This is a genomic window from Neisseria sp. P0019.S002 (assembly GCF_051957155.1).
Classification (GTDB): Bacteria; Pseudomonadota; Gammaproteobacteria; order Burkholderiales; family Neisseriaceae; genus Neisseria; species Neisseria perflava.
On sequence record NZ_JBQCWS010000002.1, the window covers coordinates 335,824 to 358,489 of the forward strand.

A 22,666-nucleotide genomic window follows, 5' to 3' on the forward strand; every position below is an offset into this window, starting at 1 on the left:
TTATGCCTGTTGAAGTGATGGGGCAGGTTGGAACGGGTAGTCGATTGCTTGTCAGGCCGTCTGAAAAGCTTGGTAGGGCAGGGGACTTGATACTGGGATTTTTATCTAAAATAAGCCGCCAATCCTTCCTAAGGACAGGTCAACACGCTTTCTCTTTTTTGAACCGTAGATTCTGAATTGTTGGTTTGGAAATAAACCTTTAAAATAACGTTAATTCATTTTTTCAGACGGCCTCTTGCCCATTAGCAGGCCGTCTGAATATTTTATTCAAGCCGTTACGGATGTTTTCATGATTAGTCTTTCCAAAATGCTTGACCGGTCGATTGCGCGCGATGGTCGGAAGTTTGATGTTTCTCTCTTGTGGATGGTCGTCTTAATGACGGTCTTCAGCCTGATTATGATTTATTCGGCTTCTATTGCGTATGCGGCATCGGAAGGGGGTAGCCAGTTTTCTTTTGTGTCTAAGCAGGCAATCTTTATCCTGTTTACGGTGGTCATATGCTTGCCGCTTTCCCTTCTGAAAATGAGCTTCTGGCGGCGGATTATTCCGTTTTATTTTGCTGTTTCGGGTTTGCTGTTGTTGCTGGTTTTGTTTGTCGGCCGCGAGATTAACGGCGCGACGCGCTGGATTCATATCGGACCGCTCAACTTGCAACCGACTGAATTTTTCAAATTGGCGACGGTCTTGTATTTGTCCAGCCTGTTTACGCGCCGTGAAGAAATGTTGCGCGATTTGGATTCTTTGGGTTGGTCGTCTTTGTTTACCGGTATTGGCGATTTGGTGTGCAGCCCTTTTAAAAGTGAAGCTTGGGTAAGGGTAAAGGAACGCTTCCGCAAGTTTAAGACCTTGATTCTGCCGATTATGTTGGTGGCGGTCGGTTTGGTTTTGATTATGGGTCAGCCGGACTTTGGCTCGTTTGTCGTGATTGTCGTGATTACCATGGGTATGCTGTTTTTGGCAGGTTTTCCGTGGAAGTATTTTGCCGTATTGGTAGCGACTGTTGTGAGTGGAATGGGTTTGCTGATTTTGGCCGCGCCTTACCGTATGGCGCGTGTGGCGGCGTTTTTGGACCCTTGGAGCGATCCTTTGGGTAAAGGCTATCAGCTGACGCATTCCTTGATGGCGATTGCGCGCGGGGGCTGGTTTGGTGAGGGCTTGGGTGCAAGTTTGGAAAAACGTTTCTATCTGCCTGAAGCGCATACGGACTTTATTTTTGCCGTCATCGGCGAGGAATTTGGCTTTTTTGGGATGCTGGTTTTGGTGTTCTGCTACGGCTGGCTGGTGTGGCGTGCGTTTTCCATCGGCAAGCAGGCGCGTGATTCGGGCTTGATGTTCAGTGCGTATATTGCCAACGGTATCGGCATTTGGATTGGTATTCAAAGTTTCTTCAATATCGGTGTAAACATCGGTATCCTGCCCACTAAAGGCCTGACTTTGCCGTTTATGTCTTACGGCGGTTCGGCTGTCTTTATCATGCTGGTGTGCATTACTTTGTTATTGCGCATTGATTATGAAAACCGCCAAAAAATGCGCGGTTATTCGGTGGAGTAAAACCATGAGCGGTAAAACTTTTATGCTGATGGCCGGCGGTACGGGCGGCCATATTTTCCCTGCATTGGCGGTTGCCGAGTCGCTGCAAAAGCGCGGCCATCATGTGATTTGGCTGGGCAGTCAGGATTCGATGGAAGAGCGCATTGTGCCGCAATACGGCATACGCTTGGAAACGCTGGCCATTAAAGGCATTCGTGGCAATGGCATCAAGCGCAAGCTGATGTTGCCGTTTACGCTGTATAAAACCGTCCGCGCGGCGCAGCAGATTATTAAGAAACACCGTGTCGAGTGCGTTATCGGTTTTGGCGGTTTCGTTACTTTCCCCGGCGGCTTGGCGGCAAAAATTTCCGGTGTGCCGATTGTGATTCACGAGCAAAACGCCGTAGCTGGTTTGTCCAACCGCCAACTGTCGCGTTGGGCAAAACGTGTTCTGTACGCTTTCCCCAAAGCCTTTCAACATGAAGGCGGATTGGTGGGTAACCCTGTCCGTGCCGATATTGCGGCATTGCCTGTTCCCGAGGAACGCTTTAAAAACCGTCAAGGCCGTCTGAAAGTTTTGGTGGTGGGCGGCAGTTTGGGTGCGGATGTGTTGAACAAAACCGTCCCGCAAGCTTTGGCATTATTGCCTGAGGAGGCCCGTCCGCAAATGTATCATCAGTCCGGCCGCAATAAATTGGGCAACCTGCAGGCGGATTATGATGCGTTGGGTGTACAAGCCGAGTGCGTCGAATTTATTACCGATATGGTGTCCGCCTACCGCGATGCCGATTTGGTGATTTGCCGTGCCGGCGCACTGACGATTGCCGAGCTGACGGCTGCCGGTTTGGGCGCATTGCTGGTACCGTATCCGCACGCAGTAGACGACCATCAAACAGCCAATGCACGCTTTATGGTGCAGGCCGAAGCCGGTTTGTTGTTGCCGCAAACTCAACTGACGGCAGAAAAACTGGCCGAAATCCTCGGCGGATTAAACCGTGAAAAATGCCTGAAATGGGCGAAAAATGCCCGTACCTTGGCGTTGCCGCACAGTGCGGACGATGTGGCGGAAGTTGCCATCTCTTGTACCGAATAAGCAGGCAGACTTCGATTCAAGGCCGTCTGAAAAGTTGATTAAAGGCGTTTCAGACGGCCTTTATTGCTTTTGTTAAAATTCCTTTACAATAAAAGCATGGCGCAGAAGCGGATAGCCCTTTAAAATAACGCCTTTACGCACTAAAAACCAACCGGAACGCAACGTTATGATGAAAAATCGAGTGACCAACATCCATTTTGTCGGAATCGGCGGCGTCGGCATGAGCGGTATTGCCGAAGTTTTACACAATTTGGGCTTTAAAGTTTCCGGTTCGGATCAGGCGCGTAATGCCGTTACTGAGCATTTGAGCGCTCTCGGCATCCAAGTTTACCCCGGCCATACTGCCGAACACGTCAATGGTGCCGACGTGGTTGTTACCTCTACTGCCGTCAAAAAAGACAATCCTGAAGTTGTTGCCGCGTTGGAACAGCAGATTCCCGTGATTCCGCGCGCGTTGATGTTGGCAGAATTGATGCGCTTCCGCGATGGTATCGCCATTGCCGGTACGCACGGCAAAACCACAACTACCAGCCTGACCGCTTCTATTCTCGGCGCGGCAGGTCTTGACCCGACTTTCGTTATCGGCGGCAAACTCAACGCCGCAGGGACCAACGCCCGTTTGGGTAAAGGCGAATACATTGTTGCCGAAGCCGACGAATCCGATGCTTCTTTTCTGTATCTGACGCCGATTATGTCCGTCGTGACCAATATCGACGAAGATCACATGGATACTTACGGTCACAGCGTTGATAAACTGCATCAGGCGTTTGTAGATTTTATCCACCGTATGCCGTTTTACGGTAAGGCATTTTTGTGTATCGACAGCGAACACGTCCGCGCGATTTTACCGAAAATCAGCAAACCTTACGCCACTTACGGCTTGGACGATACCGCTGATATCTACGCAACCGACATCGAAAACATCGGTGCGCAAATGAAATTTACCGTTCATGTTCAAATGAAAGGACATGAGCAAGAGCCGTTTGAAGTTGTTTTGAATATGCCCGGCCGCCACAACGTCCTCAATGCGTTGGCGGCTATCGGCGTTGCGCTGGAAGTTGGCGCATCGGTTGAAGCGATCCAAAAAGGTTTGCTCGGCTTTGAGGGTGTCGGCCGCCGCTTCCAAAAATATGGCGACATTAAGTTGCCAAACGGCGGAACTGCTTTGCTGGTGGACGATTATGGCCATCATCCTGTTGAAATGGCAGCAACCCTTTCCGCTGCGCGCGGTGCATACCCTGAAAAACGTTTGGTCTTGGCTTTCCAACCACACCGCTATACCCGCACACGTGATTTGTTCGAAGATTTCACCAAAGTCCTCAATACCGTCGATGCGCTGGTGTTGACCGAAGTTTATGCCGCAGGTGAAGAGCCGATTGCCGCAGCCGATTCTCGCGCTCTGGCACGCGCCATCCGCGTATTGGGCAAACTTGAGCCGATTTACTGCGAAAACGTTGCCGACCTGCCGCAAATGCTGCTGAACGTTTTGCAAGACGGCGATGTTGTGTTGAATATGGGTGCCGGCAGCATCAACCGCGTTCCGTCTGCATTGGTGGAATTGTCGAAACAATCATAATAAACAGGCATATTTGCCTTTGAGGACACATAGGTCGTCTGAACAATATTTCAGACGGCCTGTATCAGTATTTAAGAAAGTAGAAATTATGCAGAATTTTGGCAAAGTGGCCGTGTTGATGGGTGGCTTCTCCAGCGAGCGTGAAGTTTCGCTGGACAGCGGTGCTGCTATTTTGGCTGCCTTGAAAAGCAAAGGTATCGATGCTCATGCGTTCGACCCCAAAGAAACCCCGTTGTCTGAATTGAAAACACAAGGTTTTCAGACGGCATTCAATATTCTGCACGGCACTTTTGGCGAAGATGGCGCGATTCAAGGCGCGTTGGAACTGATGGGTATTCCTTATACCGGCAGCGGTGTGGCCGCTTCCGCGCTGGGTATGGACAAATACCGCTGCAAACTGATTTGGCAGGCCGTAGGTTTGCCTGTTCCTGAGTTTGCTGTATTGCATGACGACAGCGACTTTGATGCTGTTGAAGAAAAATTGGGCCTGCCGATGTTTGTGAAACCCGCCGCGGAAGGCAGTAGCGTTGGTGTGGTAAAAGTCAAAGAAAAAGGCCGTCTGAAAAGCGTTTACGAAGAATTGAAACATTTGCAGGGCGAAATTATTGCCGAACGCTTCATCGGCGGCGGCGAGTATTCTTGCCCGGTATTGAACGGCAAAGGCCTGCCGAGCATTCATATTATTCCAGCTACTGAGTTTTACGACTATGAGGCTAAATACAACCGCGACGATACGGTTTATCAATGCCCGTCGGAAGATTTAAGCGAGGCGGAGGAAAGCCTGATGCGCGAACTGGCCGTGCGTGGCGCGCAGGCAATTGGTGCGGACGGCTGTTCGCGCGTGGACTTCCTAAAAGATACGGATGGTAAGCTGTATCTTTTGGAAATCAATACCTTGCCTGGCATGACCAGCCACAGTTTGGTGCCAAAATCTGCAGCCCATACCGGCGTAGATTTTGCTGATTTATGTATTGAGATTTTGAAGACCGCTCATGTGGGATGATGCAGGCGCACTGGGTCGGCTGACCCGCCGGCTATTGTTGCTGATGGCCTTTCTGTTGATAGGTTCGGGCATAGCTTGGCTTTACAATTCCAAATATTTCCCTGTGAAACAGATTGCCATTCAGGGTAAGCTGAAATATGCTTCCAGCAAAGAATTGCAAACCATTGCACGAGAGCATATCAGGGGTAATATGTTCCGCGCCGATATTGATTCGGCGCAGGCCGCTTTTCAGGAATTGCCTTGGATTGACTCGGCAATGGTACGCCGACGTTTTCCGGAAACCGTGGAAATTATCCTGACCGAGCGCGTGCCGGTTGCACACTGGCGTGCTGGCGGCTTGGTAGACAGTAAGGGCAATGTGTTTGCCGCAAGCCTGAAACAGGACCTGCCTATATTTGAAGGGCAGCAGGGGACAGGCAAAGACATGGTCAAACATTATGCGGACTTTTCCGGTATTTTGAGCCCGTTGAAACTGACCATCAAAGAATTGATCTACACGCCGCGTTCGGCATGGCTGCTTGTATTGAACAACGGTATTACCGTGCGCTTGGGGCGTGAAAACGAAATCAAACGTTTGCAGCAGTTTGCCCAGATTTGGCCATCGCTGCTGCGTAAAAAACAAAGTCGTATCGAGTATGTCGATATGCGTTATAAGGATGGTTTTTCAGTCCGTTACAGGCCGTCTGAAAACCCTTCCGACAGTGAATAGCCGATTAGACGTGAAGCAATCTTGTTTCAAAAATAATCAAACCGTCAGTCAGACAACATAGCGAACGAGCAATTATGGAACAACAACAAAATAAATATATCAGTGCCTTAGACATTGGTACGTCCAAGGTCATCGCCTTAATCGGTGAGATTCGGGAAGATAACGAAATCCACATTGTTGGCTTGGGTCAAAGCCCTTCACGCGGTCTGCGTGCAGGTATGGTGACCAATATTGATGCCACTGCGCAAGCCATTCGTCAGGCGGTAGAAGATGCCGAGCTGATGGCAGATACCAAAATTTCCCACGTCGTCACCGGCATTGCCGGTAACCATATCCGCAGCCTGAATTCACAAGGCGTGGTAAAAATTAAAGATGGCGAAGTATCGCAAGCCGACATCGATCGTGCCATCGAAACTGCCAAAGCCATCAATATTCCGCCTGATCACAACATCTTGCATACCGTGGTTCAAGAGTACATCATCGACAACCAACCCGGTGTGAAAGAGCCTATCGGCATGAGCGGCGTGCGTTTGGATACCCGTGTACACATCATTACCGGTGCGAACACTGCTTTGCAAAATATCCAAAAATGTATCCAACGTTGTGGCCTGCAAATGGATCAAATCATGCTTCAGCCTTTGGCAAGCGGTCACGCCGTTTTGACTGAAGACGAAAAAGATTTGGGTGTGTGCGTTATCGATATTGGTGGCGGTACAACCGACATCGCGGTTTATACCAATGGCGCCATCCGCCATACTGCGGTTATTCCCGTTGCCGGTGATTTGATTACCAAAGACTTGGCACAGGCCTTGCGTACGCCGCATAGTGCAGCCGAGTACATCAAAATCCATTACGGTGCTGCGATTCCGACTATGGACGGCTTGGATGAAATGATTGAAGTTCCTAGCGTTGGCGACCGTCAATCACGTCAAATTTCACGCCGTGTATTGGCTGAAATCATCGGCCCGCGCGTAGAAGAGATTTTGGAATTGACGCTGAACGAATTGCGCCGTTCTGGCTTCCCTGAAGAAGTGCTGACTTCCGGTATCGTTTTGACCGGCGGTGCTTCTATGTTGACCGGTATTGTTGAGTTGGCGGAAGAAGTCTTCAACCTGCCGGCGCGTATTGGTGTGCCACAGGAAATGGGCGGCGTATCCGAGCGTATCCGCAATCCACGCTATTCAACAGCGATTGGTCTGCTTCAGACGGCCTATGCTGCAGAAGAGGGTGAACAAACCAGCCGAACTGGTGCGATTGCACTGAATGATTCAGGCAAAAAAATGGGTCTGTGGGAAAAAATCCAAAGATTCTTCAGAGACAATTTCTGATAAAAGTTTTCAGGGCAGGTGGTGTAGCAACCGTTTGTCCTGAATATTTAAGTGGAATTAAACGGTTTTAAATAATTGCTAAGTGGATAATTTAAAACTTGTATATTTTCTGTTAAAAAATGTAGTAAAAATATAACGCCGATAGCCGAATGGTGAGAAGATTTTTGCCAGTGTCTGGATACTTCTTATATAATACGGATAATGAGTTATTTTTGAACCGTCCTTAATAAAGCGGGGCGCGGAGGATTATTGAATGGAATTTGTTTACGACGTAGCAGAATCAGCAACGAGCCCTGCTGTTATTAAAGTTATCGGTTTGGGTGGCGGCGGCTGTAATGCCATCAACAACATGGTTGCCAACACTATTCATGGTGTTGAGTTCATCAGTGCCAATACCGATGCGCAATCATTGGCTAAAAACAATGCGGCTAAACGCATTCAATTGGGTACAAACCTGACTCGCGGTTTGGGTGCCGGTGCAAATCCTGAAATCGGCCGCGCCGCTGCCCAAGAAGATCGCGAAGCCATCGAAGATGCCATCCGCGGTGCAAACATGCTGTTCATCACTACCGGTATGGGTGGCGGTACAGGTACCGGCTCTGCTCCTGTTGTGGCTGAAATCGCTAAAGAAATGGGTATCCTGACCGTTGCAGTTGTAACCCGTCCGTTTGCTTACGAAGGTAAACGCGTACATATCGCTCAAGCAGGTTTGGATCAACTCAAAGAGCGTGTCGATTCCCTGATTATTATCCCGAACGATAAATTGATGACTGCCTTGGGCGAAGACGTGACCATGCGTGAAGCTTTCCGTGCAGCCGACAATGTACTGCGTGATGCGGTTGCCGGTATTTCCGAAGTGGTGACTTGCCCTAGCGACATGATCAACTTGGACTTTGCCGACGTGAAAACTGTGATGAGCAATCGTGGTATCGCCATGATGGGTTCAGGTTTTGCACAAGGTATCGACCGTGCCCGTTTGGCTACCGATCAAGCTATCTCCAGCCCGCTCTTGGATAACGTTACTTTGGATGGCGCACGCGGTGTGTTGGTAAACATTACCACTGCCCCTGGCTGCCTGAAAATGTCTGAATTTAACGAGATTATGCGTATCGTCAACCAAAATGCACACCCTGAAGTGGAATGCAAATTTGGTGCTGCCGAAGACGAGAGCATGAGCGAAGATGCTATCCGTATTACCATCATTGCTACCGGCTTGAAAGAAAACGGTACTGACAACCAACTGCGCGCTGCTGCCCGTACCCAACAATTGGTACGCGGTGCGGAAGAAGCGCCTCAAGCTCAAAGCCAAAGCAGTGCTGAAAGCCTGGTTCGTACCAACCGCAATATCCGTTCTATGAATCTGACTGCGGCTGATTTCAGCAACCAGTCTGTACTGGATGACTTTGAAATTCCGGCTATCTTGCGCCGTCAGCAACATACTTCTGAGAAATAATCAGGATCATGTATGAAAAGACCTGCCTTAAAGGCGGGTCTTTTTTATTAGCAAAATAAACTTAAGGCCGTCTGAAAGTTTTCAGACGGCCTTAAGTTTAAATAAAGCAAATAACAAACTTACCCTTTATTTAGGATTTGCTTGTTTTCACCCTCACGACGCAACTCTTTAGGCAAGACAAATACAATGCTTTCTTCTGCACCTTCTCCTTCGCGTATGGTCTCGTGTCCCCAGTTTTGAATGGTTTGCAAGACTTCTCGAACCAAGACTTCGGGCGCAGATGCCCCGGCAGTGACACCGACCTTGGTTTTGTTTTCAAACCATTCTTTCTTCAGATAGGTAGCATTATCGACCATATAGGCATCAACTCCGCGCAATGCAGCTACTTCACGCAAGCGGTTGCTGTTGGAAGAATTGGGCGAGCCGACAACAATTACGAGATCGCATTCTTCGGCTAATTCTTTAACAGCGGTTTGGCGGTTGGTTGTGGCGTAGCAAATGTCTTCTTTATGCGGATTGCGGATATTGGGGAAGCGTTGATTTAAGGCCGCAATAATGTCTTTGGTTTCATCTACCGATAAAGTGGTTTGGCTGACGTAGGCAAGTTTGTCAGGATTTTTGACGTTCAGTCCGGCTACATCTTCCACTGTCTCAACCAGAAACATTTTACCCGGAGGCAATTGTCCCATCGTGCCTTCTACTTCGACGTGGCCTTTGTGGCCGATCATAATGATTTCGTAATCTTGCTCATCGAGGCGGGCTACTTCTTTATGGACTTTGGTTACCAGAGGGCAGGTGGCATCAAAAACGCGGAAACCACGTTGTGCCGCTTCTTCCTGTACAGCTTTGGATACGCCGTGAGCAGAGTAAATCAGCGTTGCGCCCTTTGGGACATCCGCCAAGTCATCGACAAAGACGGCCCCTTTTGCCCGCAGATTGTCCACGACGAATTTGTTGTGAACGACCTCATGGCGGACGTAAATGGGCGCGCCGAACTCTTCGAGTGCACGTTCAACAATGCTGATGGCGCGGTCAACGCCGGCACAGAAGCCGCGGGGATTGGCAAGGATAATGGTTTTTTGAGTCATGTGTGTTCCGTTTTCAGACGGCCTTTGTGTCGTTTGAAGGTGTTTTTTTGTGCAGCAAACCATCTAATACCAAGCAAACTGCGCCAACGCAGATAAAGCTGTCGGCAATGTTAAATGCTGGGTAAAACCAGTTTTGCCAATAGAAAAGCAGAAAATCGACAACGTGGCCGTGAATCAGACGGTCAACCACATTGCCAATCGCGCCGCCGATAATCATGGCCGCCCCCAATTTGCCCCAGCGGCCAAACTCATCACGCCAGATAGCACGGGCCAAATACAGGCTGATGACGACTGCCAGACCTAAAAAGAAGAATTTTTGCCAGCCGCCTTGGTCGGCCAAAAAGCTGAATGCCGCACCTGGATTATAGGCAAGTGTCAGGTCAAAAAAGTCTGGAATGATATTGAGGCGTTCGCCTTCGGTAAAGTGTTTCAAGATTTCCCATTTGCTCAGTTGGTCAAGAATGATGGCAACGAGGGAAAGTAAGAAAAAGGGCGTTTTTGCAGGAGAGGATGAACTCATGTTTTCAGACGGTTTATGTAGTAAAGGGCTTATTTTACCTGAAAGCAGGCTGGAAGTGTTTGCAATGGCAATGATGGGAAGGCCGTCTGAAAATAGAAACGCCGCCACTTGAATGTATCAAAGGGCGGCGTGGTAAGTATGTGCGGGCTTATTGGTTTTTAAGCAATGGGAAGCCCAGTTTCTCGCGGCTTTCAACGAATTTTTGAGCAACGATACGGCTCAGTGCACGAATACGGCCGATGTAGGTTGCGCGTTCGGTAACGGAAATGGCGCCGCGTGCATCCAAGAGGTTGAACGTATGGCCGGCTTTGAGTACAAGCTCGTAAGCAGGCAGGGCAAGACTGGTGTCCTCAACTGCAAGCAGGCGTTTGGCTTGTTCTTCATAGTCGTTGAATTGGCGCAAGAGCCAATCGGCATCGCTGTATTCGAAGTTGTAGGTGGATTGTTCGACTTCGTTTTGATGATAAACATCGCCGTAAGTGACGATGTTGCCATCAAGGGTTTTTGCCCAAACGAGATCGTACACGTTTTCCACGCCTTGAAGATACATAGCGAGACGCTCGATACCGTAGGTGATTTCACCGAGTACGGGAGAGCAGTCGATACCGCCGACTTGTTGGAAATAGGTGAATTGGGTTACTTCCATGCCGTTGAGCCAAACTTCCCAACCCAAGCCCCAAGCACCGAGAGTAGGGTTTTCCCAGTCGTCTTCGACAAAACGGATGTCGTGTACTTTAGGGTCGATACCCAATTCACGCAGGGAGTCGAGGTATAGGTCTTGAATATTGGCGGGAGCTGGTTTGAGCGCAACTTGGAATTGATAGTAGTGTTGCAGGCGGTTGGGGTTGTCGCCATAGCGGCCGTCTTTGGGGCGGCGGCTGGGTTGAACGTAAGCGACAAACCAAGGCTCTGGGCCTAAGGCGCGCAGACAAGTGGCAGGATGGGAAGTACCGGCACCGACTTCCATATCGAAAGGTTGGATAACGGTGCAGCCTTTGTCAGCCCAGTAGTTTTGTAATTTGAAAATAATTTGTTGGAAGGTGAGCATGGTGGATGGAATAGGTTGGAATAAAGAGGGTATTTTACTGTTTTGAGCCTGTTTTGGATAGGCTGAAGGAAGCGACGCAGTTTATTTGCCGTCCAATAGGTCTGAAAAAGGGTCGTCTTCTGAAGAAACAGTGTATTTTTCTTGTGCCCACTCACCTAAATCAATGAGTTTGCACCGTTTGCTGCAGAAAGGGCGGTAGGGGCTGTCAGTGTTCCAAACGACTTCTTTGTGGCAGGTCGGACATTTTACAACAGGAGCGGTCATGCAGTTTCTTTCAGAGTTTGTGCAATGGATTGATAGTATTGATGCAAGCGGGCAACCTTGATTTTTGCTTCTTCCAAGCTATGGGTATTGTCCAATACATCGTTGGCATGAAGCAGTCTGTCAGATCGGGAAGCTTGGGTTGCCATGATTTGACGCGTTTGTTCTTCTGAAAAACCATTGCGTTGGTGTACGCGTTTGATTTGGACGGACTCCGGAACATCTACAACCAAAATGCGGTCGGTCTCCGCTTTAAATGCCGGATTCTCAATCAAAAGCGGTACATCGACAATGCCGTAAGTAGAGGAAGCAAGTTTTTGTTTCTGCTGTTGGATTTTGTTTAAGATTAACGGTAGAAGCAGATTTTCCAGTTGTTTTTTTGATTGAGGCCGTCTGAAAACTTCTTCCCGTAAAGCCATACGATTCAGACGGCCTTCATGATCAAAAACCTCATCGCCGAAAAGCTGGCGGATGGCAGGAAGGGCTTCGCCGTTTTCAGCGGTCAGTGAGCGGCTGATGGCATCGGCATCGATAATGGGTACGCCAAGTTCGGCAAACATTTGGGCGATAGATGATTTGCCGCTACCGATACCGCCGGTCAAGCCTATCCATAATGTCATTATCGGAATCCTGATTGTACGAGCCACCATTGTACCAGTTGGGTAATAGGTGCATTGGCAACCAAAATAATCCATCCTGCCACAGCAAGGCTAGGACCAAAAGCAAAATATTGACCTTTACCGACGCGGGCAATGAGTGCGCCCACCAGTCCGACTAAGGCAGCCATGAAGATCAGAACAGGTAATATCCCTACGCCCAGCCATGCACCGAGTGCGGCCAAAAGTTTGAAGTCGCCATTGCCCATGCCGATTTTACCGGTCAGAAGTTTATAGACGGCGCATAAAGTATAAAGGCTCATATAGCCTGCGATTGCGCCTAAAACGGCTGAATGCAGGGGTACGAATGTATCATTCAGATTAAACAGCAGACCGATCCAAATTAGGGGCTGAGTCAGGCTGTCGGGTAAATATTGAGTATCGGCATCGATAAAGGTCAGCGCAATCAATATGGCAGTCAGAATGAATCCGCCAATAGTTGCCCATGACCAGCCGTATTGCCATGCGACAATACCGAATAAGACACCTGTCAGCAGCTCAATCAGCGGATAGCGTATGCCGATAGCGGTTTTGCAGGAGTGGCATTTCCCGCCCAGGAAAACATAGCTGAGGATGGGGATGTTTTGCCAAAGTTTGACTGGGCTTTTGCATTTGGGGCAGCGTGAATCCGGTTTACGCAGATTAAATGGCTGTTTTTCTTCGTCTGTCAGCTCGATACCCAAATGCTCTTTGGAAAATTGTGTCCATTCGCGTTCCATCATTATCGGCGTGCGATAAATAACAACGTTCAGAAAGCTGCCAATCAGCAATCCCAAAATAACGGCTAAAGGAATAGCGAATGGCGCAAGAACGGAGAGGGCGTCGATGGCAGAGTAAATACTATCAAGCATATCAACCTACGACATTACCCAAGTTAAACAGCGGCAGATACATGGCAATCAGTAAAATACCGATGAGCGAACCCAATACCACCATGATGATAGGTTCCATCAAGGCAGATAAGCGGGAGACGGAGTTATCTACTTCATCTTCGTAGAATTCGGCTGCTTTGTTCAGCATATCATCCAAAGAGCCTGATTCTTCGCCGATGGCCGCCATTTGGATCACCATATTGGGGAACATATCTGTACTTTGCATACTGGATGTCAGCGACAGGCCTTGGGTTACCTTGGCGCGGATGTCTTGAGTGGCTTCTTCATAGAGAATATTGCCGGATGCGCCTGCAACTGAATCTAATACTTCCACCAAAGGAACGCCGGCTGCGAAGAGGGTGGAGGTCGTACGCGCCCAACGGGCGATGGTCGCTTTTCGGACGATGGTGCCAAAAACAGGCAGTCTCAAAATCAAAGCATCGATTCGTTTTTGGAAAGTAGGCGATTTTTCATGGAGTTTGTACAGGCCGAAGGCCGAAACAATCAAAAGGATGATCATAATCCAGCCGTAGTCGACGAATAAATCGGACAAGTTCATGACAAGTTGGGTAAGGCTTGGCAACTCTGCACCCATATTGGCATAAACTTCTTTAAAGGCAGGCAGTACAAACATCATCATGATGAAGATAAGCGCAATCGCCACCACGATAATGGCAATCGGGTAGGTCAGCGCGGTTTTAACCTTTTTCTTAATGGCTTGGGTTTTTTCTTTATAGACAGCCAGTTTGTCCAATAAGCTTTCCAGTACGCCGCCGGACTCGCCTGCGCTGACCAGATTGCAATAGAAGCGGTCGAAATATTTTGGATATTTGGAGAATGATTTACCCAATGCGCTACCTTGTTCGACATCGGAGCGAACCTGCATCAGCATTTCGGTCATGCTCGGATTGGAGTGGCCGCGAGCAACGATTTCAAAAGCCTGCATCAGCGGCAAGCCTGCCTTCATCATCGTTGCCAGTTGGCGCGTAAACACCGTGATGTCTTCTTGTGTAATACGACGTTTGCGTGCGGTTTTGACTTTGCTGATACGTAAAGGACGAATGCCTCTGCGTTGGAGTTTTTTGCGTGCTTCTTCTTCGTCTTTGGCAACTACTTCACCACGGACAAGACGTTCGGTCTCGATGTTTTTTCCTTCAAATGTAAAACGCTTGCCTTTGCTTCTTGAACCGAACAGACTTCTTTTTTGCTCTGCTTGAGCCATGAGTTATCCCTTGTTAGTAAGAAATAAAGCGGACTGTTTCCCCGTGCCGCTTTATTTTAATTTTCGAAAATATGGCAGTTTAGTCATTGGTATGAGCAGTCACTTCTTCCAACGAGGTCAGGCCTTGCATGACTTTCATGAGGCCGGCACGACGCAAATCTACCATGCCTTCCTGATAGGCCATGTTCATGATATCAACTTCCGTACCGTTGTTCATAATGACTTTTTGCATTTCATCGCTGACCGGCATGACTTCATAAATACCGACGCGGCCTTTAAAGCCTTTGCCGCGGCAGCTGTCGCAGCCAACCGGGCGGTAGAGCTTCCAATCTTGAGCCAAGTCCGCATCGGTAAAGCCGGCTTTTTTCAATGCCGGAACCGGCGGGCGCTCAACTTCGCGTTTGCAGTTCGGGCACAGTCTGCGCAACAGCCTTTGCGCCATAATCAGGCTGACCGAGCTGGCGATGTTGAAAGGCGCGACCCCCATGTTTAAAAGGCGGGACAGCGTGGCCGGTGCATTATTGGTATGCAGGGTAGAGAAAACCATGTGGCCGGTTTGGGCGGCTTTAATGGCGATGTCGGCGGTTTCCAAGTCACGAATCTCACCGACCATAATAATATCAGGATCTTGACGTAAGAAGGATCGGAGTGCGGTGGCAAACGTCAGGCCTTGTTTTTCATTGACGTTGACTTGGTTGACGCCCGGCAAGTTAATCTCGGCCGGATCTTCTGCCGTTGAAATGTTCACATCTTCCGTGTTCAAAATACTCAGGCAGGTATAGAGCGAAACGGTTTTGCCCGAACCTGTCGGGCCGGTAACCAACACCATGCCGTAAGGGCGGTTGATAGCTTCAAGCAGCATTTCTTTTTGGAAAGGCTCTAAACCGAGCTGGTCGATATTGAGCGATGTACCATCGGAATTTAGGATACGCATTACCACTTTTTCGCCGAACAATGTCGGCAACGTGCTGACGCGGAAGTCAATCGGACGGCCGTGTTTATGGAAGGCAATTTGAATTCTGCCGTCTTGCGGAATACGTTTTTCGGAAATATCCAAACGCGCCATCACTTTGATGCGCGATGCTAACTGGCCGCGCACGGCGACAGGCGGCTGTACGACTTCGCGCAATTGTCCGTCCACGCGGAAACGGACGCGTGCCATTTGCTCGTAGAATTCAAAGTGGATGTCTGATGCGCCCGCATTCAGGGCATCGGATAAGGTTTTATGGATGAAGCGGGGGATAGGGCCGTCTTCAGCTTCTTCGTTATCGATATAAAGCGATTGAGATTGCTGCGTTGCTTCATGTTCGTCGTTGATTTCTTTCAGAATGGTGGTCGAGCGTTGGCCCAGCCATTCCAGCAATGAGCTGAGCTGGTCGTCGGGAACCACTACCAAGTCGACACTTAAACCTGAAGCAAAAGCGATTTTTTGAAAGTTTTGGATTTGGGTCGGATCGGATACGGCGAAATAAACCTTGCGTCCGCGTTTGAAAATCGGAATGCAACGGTTTTGCACCATTTGCTCTTCCGTCAGAATGTCGCTGACTACATTATTGCGTGGGTAGTAGTGCAAATCCAAAAGGGGATAGCTGAATACGCGCGCGACTAACTCTCCCAAAGCTTTAGGGGAGATGACGCCGTCTGAAAACAGGTTGGGCAGGATTTCTTTGCCTGATTGTAAAAGGTTGTTGTAATGTTCCGCTTGTTGATTTGAAATGGTCTGGCTTTGAACCAAAACACGCAATAATCCGACACTCATTTTATTTTCCGTTTCTTGTGCAGTTTTCCCTTTAATTTAGAGGAAAGCCGTATTATTTTATCATTATTATGATTAAAGCATATATTCAATTATGCAAATCTGCTTAAGTTGCAAAGACATGCTTCTGCTTTAATTGTATTTTTATTTCAGACGGCCATTATAAAGCAAGGAGAATAGGCGTTAAACTCGATATTTTGAGATTATGATGAAAAAACAACAATTTTGTCATATGAATCCAATCAATAACGAAATTATATTTCATGTTGTTATTGCTTGTTTGGAGATGGCAGAAAAGGTTGTTTTGATGGACAGACGGTTGGAATTTGAAATATGAAAAGGCCGTCTGAAACTGAGCAATCAGGTTTCAGACGGCCTTTTAACTATTTAAATCCGATAGGATTGATTAGGCTTTGTTTTTCAGACGGCCATGCAATTCCTGTACGCTGTACACGCCCAAGTGTTCGCGGCTTTTTGCGCCTTCGCTCATGGCTTCGCCGCCGGCGATGGTGGTGTATTGCGGTACGCGTTGGGTGAGGGAGGTGCGGCGGATGCTGTGGCTGTCGGTAACAGATTGTACTGTGCTGCCGACGGTGTTGACCACCAGTGCGATTTCGCCGTTTTTAATTGCGTCCACGATGTGTGGGCGGCCTTCCTGCACTTTGTTGACCGCTTGCACGATGATGCCGTGTTCTTTCAAGTATTCGGCGGTACCGCGAGTGGCGCAGACACCGTAGCCGAGTGCTTGGAAGTTTTGTGCGGTTTTGACGATGAGCGGTTTGTCTTCGTCGCGTACGGCGAGGAACACTTTGCCTGTTGTGCTCAAGCGTTCGCCTGCGCCGAGTTGGGCTTTGAAGTAGGCTTCGCCGAAGCTTGCACCTACGCCCATGACTTCGCCGGTAGAGCGCATTTCAGGGCCGAGAATGGTGTCCACACCCGGGAATTTGATGAATGGGAACACGGCTTCTTTAACGGCGTAGAAGTCTGGAATGACTTCTTTTTCTACGCCTTGCTCTTTCAGCGAAATACCTGCCATCACGCGTGCGCCGACTTTGGCGAGCGGTACACCGGTGGCTTTGGATACGAACGGTACGGTACGGCTGGCGCGTGGGTTCACTTCCAGTACGAAGACCACGCCGTCTTGTACGGCAAACTGTACGTTCATCAAGCCGACCACGCCCAGTGCGTATGCCATGGCTTTGGTTTGACGGCGGATTTCGTCTTGAATTTCTTCGTCCAATGAGTATGGAGGCAATGAACAGCCGGAGTCGCCGGAGTGGATACCTGCTTGTTCGACGTGTTGCATGATGCCGCCGATCACGACATCTTGGCCGTCTGAAACGCAGTCTACGTCCACTTCGATGGCGTTATTCAAGAAGAAGTCGAGCAATACAGGGCTGTCTTCGGAAACTTGTACGGCTTCGCGCATGTATTTTTGCAACTCTTCGGCAGAGTGAACAATCTGCATGGCGCGGCCGCCGAGTACGTAAGAAGGACGGACAACCAACGGATAACCGATTTCTTCGGCTTTAACGAGGGCTTCTTCTTCGTTGTGGGCGATGCGGTTAGGCGGTTGACGCAGGCCGAGGTCGTTCAACACTTTTTGGAAGCGTTCGCGGTCTTCGGCGGCGTCGATGCTGTCGGCAGATGTGCCGATGATGTTCACGCCGTTTGCCACCAAGGCATTGGCCAGTTTGAGCGGAGTTTGGCCGCCGTAATGAACAATCACGCCCCATGGGTTTTCGGTGCGGACGATTTCCAATACGTCTTCCAATGTCAGCGGCTCGAAGTACAGGCGGTCGCTGGTGTCGAAGTCGGTGGACACGGTTTCGGGGTTGCAGTTGACCATGATGGTTTCAAAGCCGGATTCGCGCAGGGCGAGTGCGGCATGAACGCAGCAGTAGTCAAATTCAATACCTTGGCCGATACGGTTTGGACCGCCGCCGAGAATCATCACTTTTTTACGGTCGGAAGGACGGGATTCGCATTCTTCTTCGTAAGTGGAGTAGAGGTAGGCGGTTTCAGTTGCAAACTCGGCGGCGCAGGTATCGACGCGTTTGTAAACCGGATGCAGGTTCAGTGCGTAGCGGTGTTCGCGAACTTCTTTTTCGCTTACGTTCAACAATTGTGCCAAACGTTTGTCAGAGAAGCCTTTGCGTTTCAGACGGCGTAAAGCGGCATAATCCAAGTCTTGTAATTGGCCGTCTGAAACCGATTTTTCTTCTTTCACCAAGTCTTCGATTTGAGCTAAAAACCAAGGATCGATGGCACAGATTTCGTGGATTTCTTCCAGTGTGAAGCCTGCGCGGAACGCATCGGCTACAAACAGCATACGCTCAGGGCCCGGGTTGGCCAGTTCGCGGCGGATTTCCGCTTTGTCTTCGCTGCGTGGGTTGAAGCCGCACAAGCCGGTTTCCAAGCCGCGCAAGGCTTTTTGGAAGCTTTCTTGAATGGTACGGCCCATTGCCATTACTTCGCCCACAGATTTCATTTGCGTGGTCAGGCGGTCGTCTGCGGCAGGGAATTTTTCAAAGGCGAAACGTGGAATTTTGGTCACGACATAGTCGATGGAAGGCTCGAATGATGCAGGAGTGCGACCGCCGGTAATGTCGTTGCGCAACTCGTCCAGCGTAAAGCCGACAGCCAGTTTGGCCGCTACTTTGGCAATCGGGAAGCCCGTTGCTTTAGAGGCCAACGCGGAAGAACGGCTCACGCGCGGGTTCATCTCAATGACAATCATCTCGCCGTTTTCAGGGTTCACCGCAAACTGAACGTTTGAGCCGCCCGTGTCCACGCCGATTTCGCGCAATACTGCCAACGAAGCATTACGCATGATTTGGTATTCTTTGTCCGTGAGCGTTTGCGCCGGGGCAACCGTAATCGAGTCGCCCGTATGCACGCCCATCGGGTCGAAGTTTTCAATCGAGCAGATAATGATACAGTTGTCGTTTTTATCGCGTACAACTTCCATCTCGTACTCTTTCCAACCGAGAACGGACTGCTCAATCAGCAACTCATGCGTAGGAGAAGCATCAAAACCGCGTTCGCAAATTGCCAAGAATTCATCTTTGTTGTAGGCAATACCGCCGCCCGAACCGCCCATCGTGAAAGAAGGACGAATCAGGGTAGGGAAGCCGACCTGTTCTTGCGCTGCCAAAGCTTCGTTCATGGTGTGGCAGACAAAAGATTTCGGGCAAGACAAACCGATTTTTTCCATCGCTTCTTTAAAGCGGCCGCGGTCTTCCGCCTTGTCAATCGCGTCTTCGGTCGCGCCAATCAGCTCGACGTTGTATTTCGCCAATACGCCGTTACGCGCCAAATCCAGAGCACAGTTCAGCGCAGTCTGACCGCCCATGGTAGGTAGAATCGCGTCAGGACGCTCTTTGGCGATAATCTTCTCTACTGTCTGCCACATAATCGGCTCGATGTAGGTAACATCCGCCATTTCAGGGTCGGTCATGATCGTGGCAGGGTTGGAATTCACCAGAATGACTTTATAGCCTTCTTCACGCAAGGCTTTGCAGGCCTGTGCGCCCGAATAGTCAAATTCGCAGGCCTGACCGATAACGATAGGGCCGGCGCCGATGATAAGGATGGATTTTAGGTCGGTACGTTTAGGCATTTTTACTTTCTCACAAGATATTCAGGTTTTTAAATTTCATTATTGAGCAACTATTTCATAACCAAGAGTCTGCTTAACATGTTCAATAAAATTGTCAATACTATCTTTTCTCCATTGGGAACAAACTGATATTTGTTCACCATTTTTTAATTGGATGATTTCTTTATCCTTAATATAAAATCTACCTTCTTTTTGATAATCCTTAAGCTCACTAAATATATTTAATACACCATTTGAGCCTTGTAATTTTTTAGGGAAAATTTGACTCAATTTGGCAAAGTCGGCTTCTGGGTTGTCTTTGCAATATTTTCTAACAACTTCCAAAACCAAACGGCCTTTTGTTAGGTCAGATTTGTCGTTAAATGTGTATTTTGTATAATCTCTGCTGTTAATTTCACGTTTTATTTCTTGGTCTGAATTTTTCTTTTCTTTGATTTTTAGCTGGTATTCTTCGGTCTCTTTGACGGGAATAATAGTATCTACATCCCAAATCAGATCGTTGTTTATTTCATACTGAGTAATCTTGATACATTTGATATCTAAGCCCTGCTCATTTAACCATAATACAGAATTGGTTAATTCTCTAGAGAAATCTTGATTAACCAGAATAATTCTAATGTTATCAAAATCTAATTTGTCGATTTCTTGGTCTAAGAAATCGGTAAAATCTTCCTCTGCATTTCCCTGTGTGTAATCTTGGTAATGCCTTATAACGTCTTGGATACTGAATAGCCTAATCATTGAGGCATAGCGGATGGCTTGTAAGTCCATGTGAAAACCATCGTCATTCCGCTTTAGTTCTATTACAACCAGTTTCCCAGATTTATCCAGTGCTAATAAATCTAACCTTTTTTTAGAATCTTCACATGGAGACAGTTCTTCGCTGATAATAAGTAAATCTTCGCCTAAAATTTTAGGATTGGATTTAATAATATTCTGTACATCCCGCTCTTTTGTGTGATTGTCTTTGAATGCTGTTAAATTCGGTACAGTAGCAGTTTGATCAATTTTATTAATTTGGAAGATGCTCATATCGCTATTTTCGTTTCCCTGTTTTTATGACTTCTATCACGGTAGATGCCCTTTGTTTTTCAATTATTACTTTATTGGCTTGTTTTAGACATATGGTCAAGCATTGCTCTATTATCAGTATTGAAGCATTTATTTTTCAAATATTTGGCTTCAAAGGCCGTCTGAAAATATCGTTGAGCATTTCATATCGAAGCAGGTTGGGTATAAATACCCAACCATACTTTTTTGGGTGTTAAAAACTAGTAATAAACGTAATCAAGCCCAAAATGATGCCTGGGGCGTTTGCCAGCATGACGGGGTAGTCGCGTTTTTCTTTCAAAAAGCCGTAGGCAACCCATAATGTGCAGTTGATGGCGGCGACGAGGGGTTGCAGCGGCGAGCCGGGGTTGCCGGCAAGGTTGTTTTGGATTTGTGGGATATAGGAAACGTACATACCGACGGCGGTTAGGGTGGCGACGACGGAAAGAATGCGCATTTGCTTTTCTGTCATGGTTTTTCCTTTCTGATTAGAGGGTTGGGTTTCAGACTGTGTAGATGTTGAGAGAGTGTGTACCTGAATTTATATTTTTTGAGGTTTGGTTTTCAGACGGCCTGTTGTTGAGTTGAGTGTGGCCGTCTGAAAAAATCAGCTTTATTGTTTTGCTGCTTTGATATTGTCAATGAATTTGTCGAACAGATAACCGACGTCTTGCGGACCCGGGCTGGCTTCGGGGTGGCCTTGGAAGCAGAACACGGGTTTGTCTGTCAGTTCGATGCCTTGCAAAGTGTTGTCGAACAAGGATTTGTGGGTAATGCGTGCGTTGGCGGGCAGGGTGTCGGCATCGACGGCGAAACCGTGGTTTTGGCTGGTAATGACGACTTTGCCGCTGTCCAAATCTTGTACCGGGTGGTTAGCACCGTGATGGCTGAAGCGCATTTTCAGGGTTTTTGCGCCGATGGCGAGGCTGATCAGCTGGTGTCCCAAACAAATGCCGAAAATCGGTTTGCCGCTTTCCATCAGTTTTTGTACGGCTTTGATGGCGTAGTCGCAAGGCTCGGGGTCGCCGGGGCCGTTGGACAGGAATACGCCGTCAGGATTGAGTGCCAACACGTCTTCCGCGCTGGTTTGCGCCGGAACGACAGTCAGGCGGCAGCCGCGTGAGGCAAGCATGCGCAGGATGTTGGTTTTAACGCCGAAATCGTAGGCGACAACGTGGTAAGGCTGTTCGGAAGGGGTAACGAAACCTTTGCCCAATTCCCATTCGCCTTCGGTCCATTCGTAAGTTTCTGTGCAGGAAACTTCTTTTGCTAAGTCTTTGCCGACCATGCTGCCGAATGCAGCAATCAGTTCTTGTGCTTTTTCAACCGTGGCATCTGCACCGGTCAAAATTGCACCGCCTTGTGAGCCTTTTTCACGCAACAGGGTGGTCAGACGGCGGGTATCGATATCGGCGATGGCGACGGTTTGGTTGCGTACCAAATAGTCGTGCAGGCTTTCGGATGCGCGGAAGTTGCTGTACAAGAGCGGCAGGTCGCGGATAATCAGGCCTGCGGCGTAAACGCTGCGGCTTTCTTCATCTTCGGCGTTGGTGCCGGTGTTGCCGATGTGTGGATAGGTGAGGGTAACAATTTGTTTGCAGTAGGAAGGGTCGGTCAGGATTTCCTGATAGCCGGTCATGGAAGTGTTGAACACGACTTCGCCGGAAGTCGAACCTTCGTAACCGATTGATGTGCCGTGAAATACGCTGCCGTCAGCGAGAACGAGAAGAGCCGGAGTGGTCATGATGGAATCCTGTTTGCCTGATGATGGTCGGTTCGAAAAAAATGGGTCAGGCCGTCTGAAAAATAAAAATTGTTTACAAAAAAGACAGCCTTCGGAAATCTCGGCTAAAAAAAAACACGCTCCGCAGCTTTGAT

19 protein-coding genes are annotated in these 22,666 nt (G+C 48.7%); 7 read left to right on the forward strand and 12 right to left on the reverse strand.

What is annotated here, in order from left to right:
- Positions 1–289 precede the first annotated feature (289 nt).
- The 7 genes from ACTHTY_RS05000 (at position 290) to ftsZ (ending at position 8,693) form a co-directional block, all read left to right on the forward strand.
- Positions 290–1,552 carry an FtsW/RodA/SpoVE family cell cycle protein gene (locus ACTHTY_RS05000; protein ID WP_440366635.1) on the forward strand — a complete coding sequence of 421 codons (1,263 nt, stop codon included), beginning with the start codon at positions 290–292 and terminating at the stop codon, positions 1,550–1,552.
- A gap of 4 nt (positions 1,553–1,556) precedes the next feature.
- Positions 1,557–2,624 carry an undecaprenyldiphospho-muramoylpentapeptide beta-N-acetylglucosaminyltransferase gene (gene murG / locus ACTHTY_RS05005; protein WP_440366636.1) on the forward strand — a complete coding sequence of 356 codons (1,068 nt, stop codon included), beginning with the start codon at positions 1,557–1,559 and terminating at the stop codon, positions 2,622–2,624.
- Positions 2,625–2,790: 166 nt separating this feature from the next.
- Entirely contained in the window at positions 2,791–4,200 is a 1,410-nt protein-coding gene (gene murC, locus ACTHTY_RS05010; protein WP_440366637.1) for a UDP-N-acetylmuramate--L-alanine ligase, read from the forward strand.
- A gap of 88 nt (positions 4,201–4,288) precedes the next feature.
- Complete coding sequence (locus tag ACTHTY_RS05015) at positions 4,289–5,203, forward strand: D-alanine--D-alanine ligase (RefSeq protein WP_440366638.1); 915 nt, start codon at positions 4,289–4,291, stop codon at positions 5,201–5,203.
- Entirely contained in the window at positions 5,193–5,912 is a 720-nt protein-coding gene (locus ACTHTY_RS05020) for a cell division protein FtsQ/DivIB (RefSeq protein ID WP_440366639.1), read from the forward strand. The genes ACTHTY_RS05015 and ACTHTY_RS05020 overlap by 11 nt, the downstream gene beginning before the upstream one ends.
- A gap of 74 nt (positions 5,913–5,986) precedes the next feature.
- Positions 5,987–7,240: a cell division protein FtsA gene (gene ftsA / locus ACTHTY_RS05025; RefSeq protein WP_003682483.1), complete on the forward strand. Its 1,254-nt coding sequence runs from the start codon at positions 5,987–5,989 to the stop codon at positions 7,238–7,240.
- A 253-nt stretch (positions 7,241–7,493) separates the two neighbouring features.
- Complete coding sequence (gene ftsZ, locus ACTHTY_RS05030; protein WP_003682480.1) at positions 7,494–8,693, forward strand: cell division protein FtsZ; 1,200 nt, start codon at positions 7,494–7,496, stop codon at positions 8,691–8,693.
- A 119-nt stretch (positions 8,694–8,812) separates the two neighbouring features.
- Here the strand turns inward: ftsZ and ispH are convergent, their stop codons facing one another.
- The 12 genes from ispH to carA all read right to left on the reverse strand — a co-directional run bounded on the left by ispH (position 8,813) and on the right by carA (position 22,532).
- The gene (gene ispH / locus ACTHTY_RS05035; protein ID WP_440366640.1) at positions 8,813–9,781 is read right to left on the reverse strand and encodes a 4-hydroxy-3-methylbut-2-enyl diphosphate reductase; all 969 of its coding nucleotides are present in this window, start codon (positions 9,779–9,781) and stop codon (positions 8,813–8,815) included.
- A 13-nt stretch (positions 9,782–9,794) separates the two neighbouring features.
- A complete protein-coding gene (gene lspA / locus ACTHTY_RS05040; RefSeq protein WP_167382871.1) occupies positions 9,795–10,301 on the reverse strand; it encodes a signal peptidase II in 507 nt (168 codons plus the stop codon).
- Between the two features lie 148 nt (positions 10,302–10,449).
- Positions 10,450–11,349 carry a glycine--tRNA ligase subunit alpha gene (glyQ, locus tag ACTHTY_RS05045; protein WP_440366641.1) on the reverse strand — a complete coding sequence of 300 codons (900 nt, stop codon included), beginning with the start codon at positions 11,347–11,349 and terminating at the stop codon, positions 10,450–10,452.
- An 81-nt stretch (positions 11,350–11,430) separates the two neighbouring features.
- Positions 11,431–11,613, reverse strand: coding sequence for a DNA gyrase inhibitor YacG (gene yacG, locus ACTHTY_RS05050; protein WP_003682475.1), 183 nt, complete (start codon positions 11,611–11,613; stop codon positions 11,431–11,433).
- On the reverse strand, positions 11,610–12,230 hold the full coding sequence (coaE, locus tag ACTHTY_RS05055) for a dephospho-CoA kinase (protein ID WP_440366642.1): 621 nt from the start codon (positions 12,228–12,230) through the stop codon (positions 11,610–11,612). Before coaE ends, yacG begins: the two co-directional genes overlap by 4 nt.
- Positions 12,230–13,117, reverse strand: a complete 888-nt coding sequence (locus ACTHTY_RS05060) for a prepilin peptidase (protein ID WP_440366643.1) — start codon at positions 13,115–13,117, stop codon at positions 12,230–12,232. The genes coaE and ACTHTY_RS05060 overlap by 1 nt, the downstream gene beginning before the upstream one ends.
- A gap of 1 nt (position 13,118) precedes the next feature.
- Positions 13,119–14,360, reverse strand: a complete 1,242-nt coding sequence (locus ACTHTY_RS05065) for a type II secretion system F family protein (protein WP_371492695.1) — start codon at positions 14,358–14,360, stop codon at positions 13,119–13,121.
- A 79-nt stretch (positions 14,361–14,439) separates the two neighbouring features.
- Complete coding sequence (gene pilB / locus ACTHTY_RS05070; RefSeq protein WP_440366644.1) at positions 14,440–16,119, reverse strand: type IV-A pilus assembly ATPase PilB; 1,680 nt, start codon at positions 16,117–16,119, stop codon at positions 14,440–14,442.
- 403 nt (positions 16,120–16,522) lie between these two features.
- Complete coding sequence (gene carB, locus ACTHTY_RS05075) at positions 16,523–19,738, reverse strand: carbamoyl-phosphate synthase large subunit (protein ID WP_070824178.1); 3,216 nt, start codon at positions 19,736–19,738, stop codon at positions 16,523–16,525.
- Between the two features lie 39 nt (positions 19,739–19,777).
- On the reverse strand, positions 19,778–20,770 hold the full coding sequence (locus ACTHTY_RS05080) for a hypothetical protein (RefSeq protein ID WP_440366645.1): 993 nt from the start codon (positions 20,768–20,770) through the stop codon (positions 19,778–19,780).
- Positions 20,771–21,002: 232 nt separating this feature from the next.
- The gene (locus ACTHTY_RS05085) at positions 21,003–21,260 is read right to left on the reverse strand and encodes a SemiSWEET family transporter (protein WP_016687622.1); all 258 of its coding nucleotides are present in this window, start codon (positions 21,258–21,260) and stop codon (positions 21,003–21,005) included.
- A gap of 141 nt (positions 21,261–21,401) precedes the next feature.
- The gene (carA, locus tag ACTHTY_RS05090) at positions 21,402–22,532 is read right to left on the reverse strand and encodes a glutamine-hydrolyzing carbamoyl-phosphate synthase small subunit (protein WP_440366646.1); all 1,131 of its coding nucleotides are present in this window, start codon (positions 22,530–22,532) and stop codon (positions 21,402–21,404) included.
- Positions 22,533–22,666 lie beyond the last annotated feature (134 nt).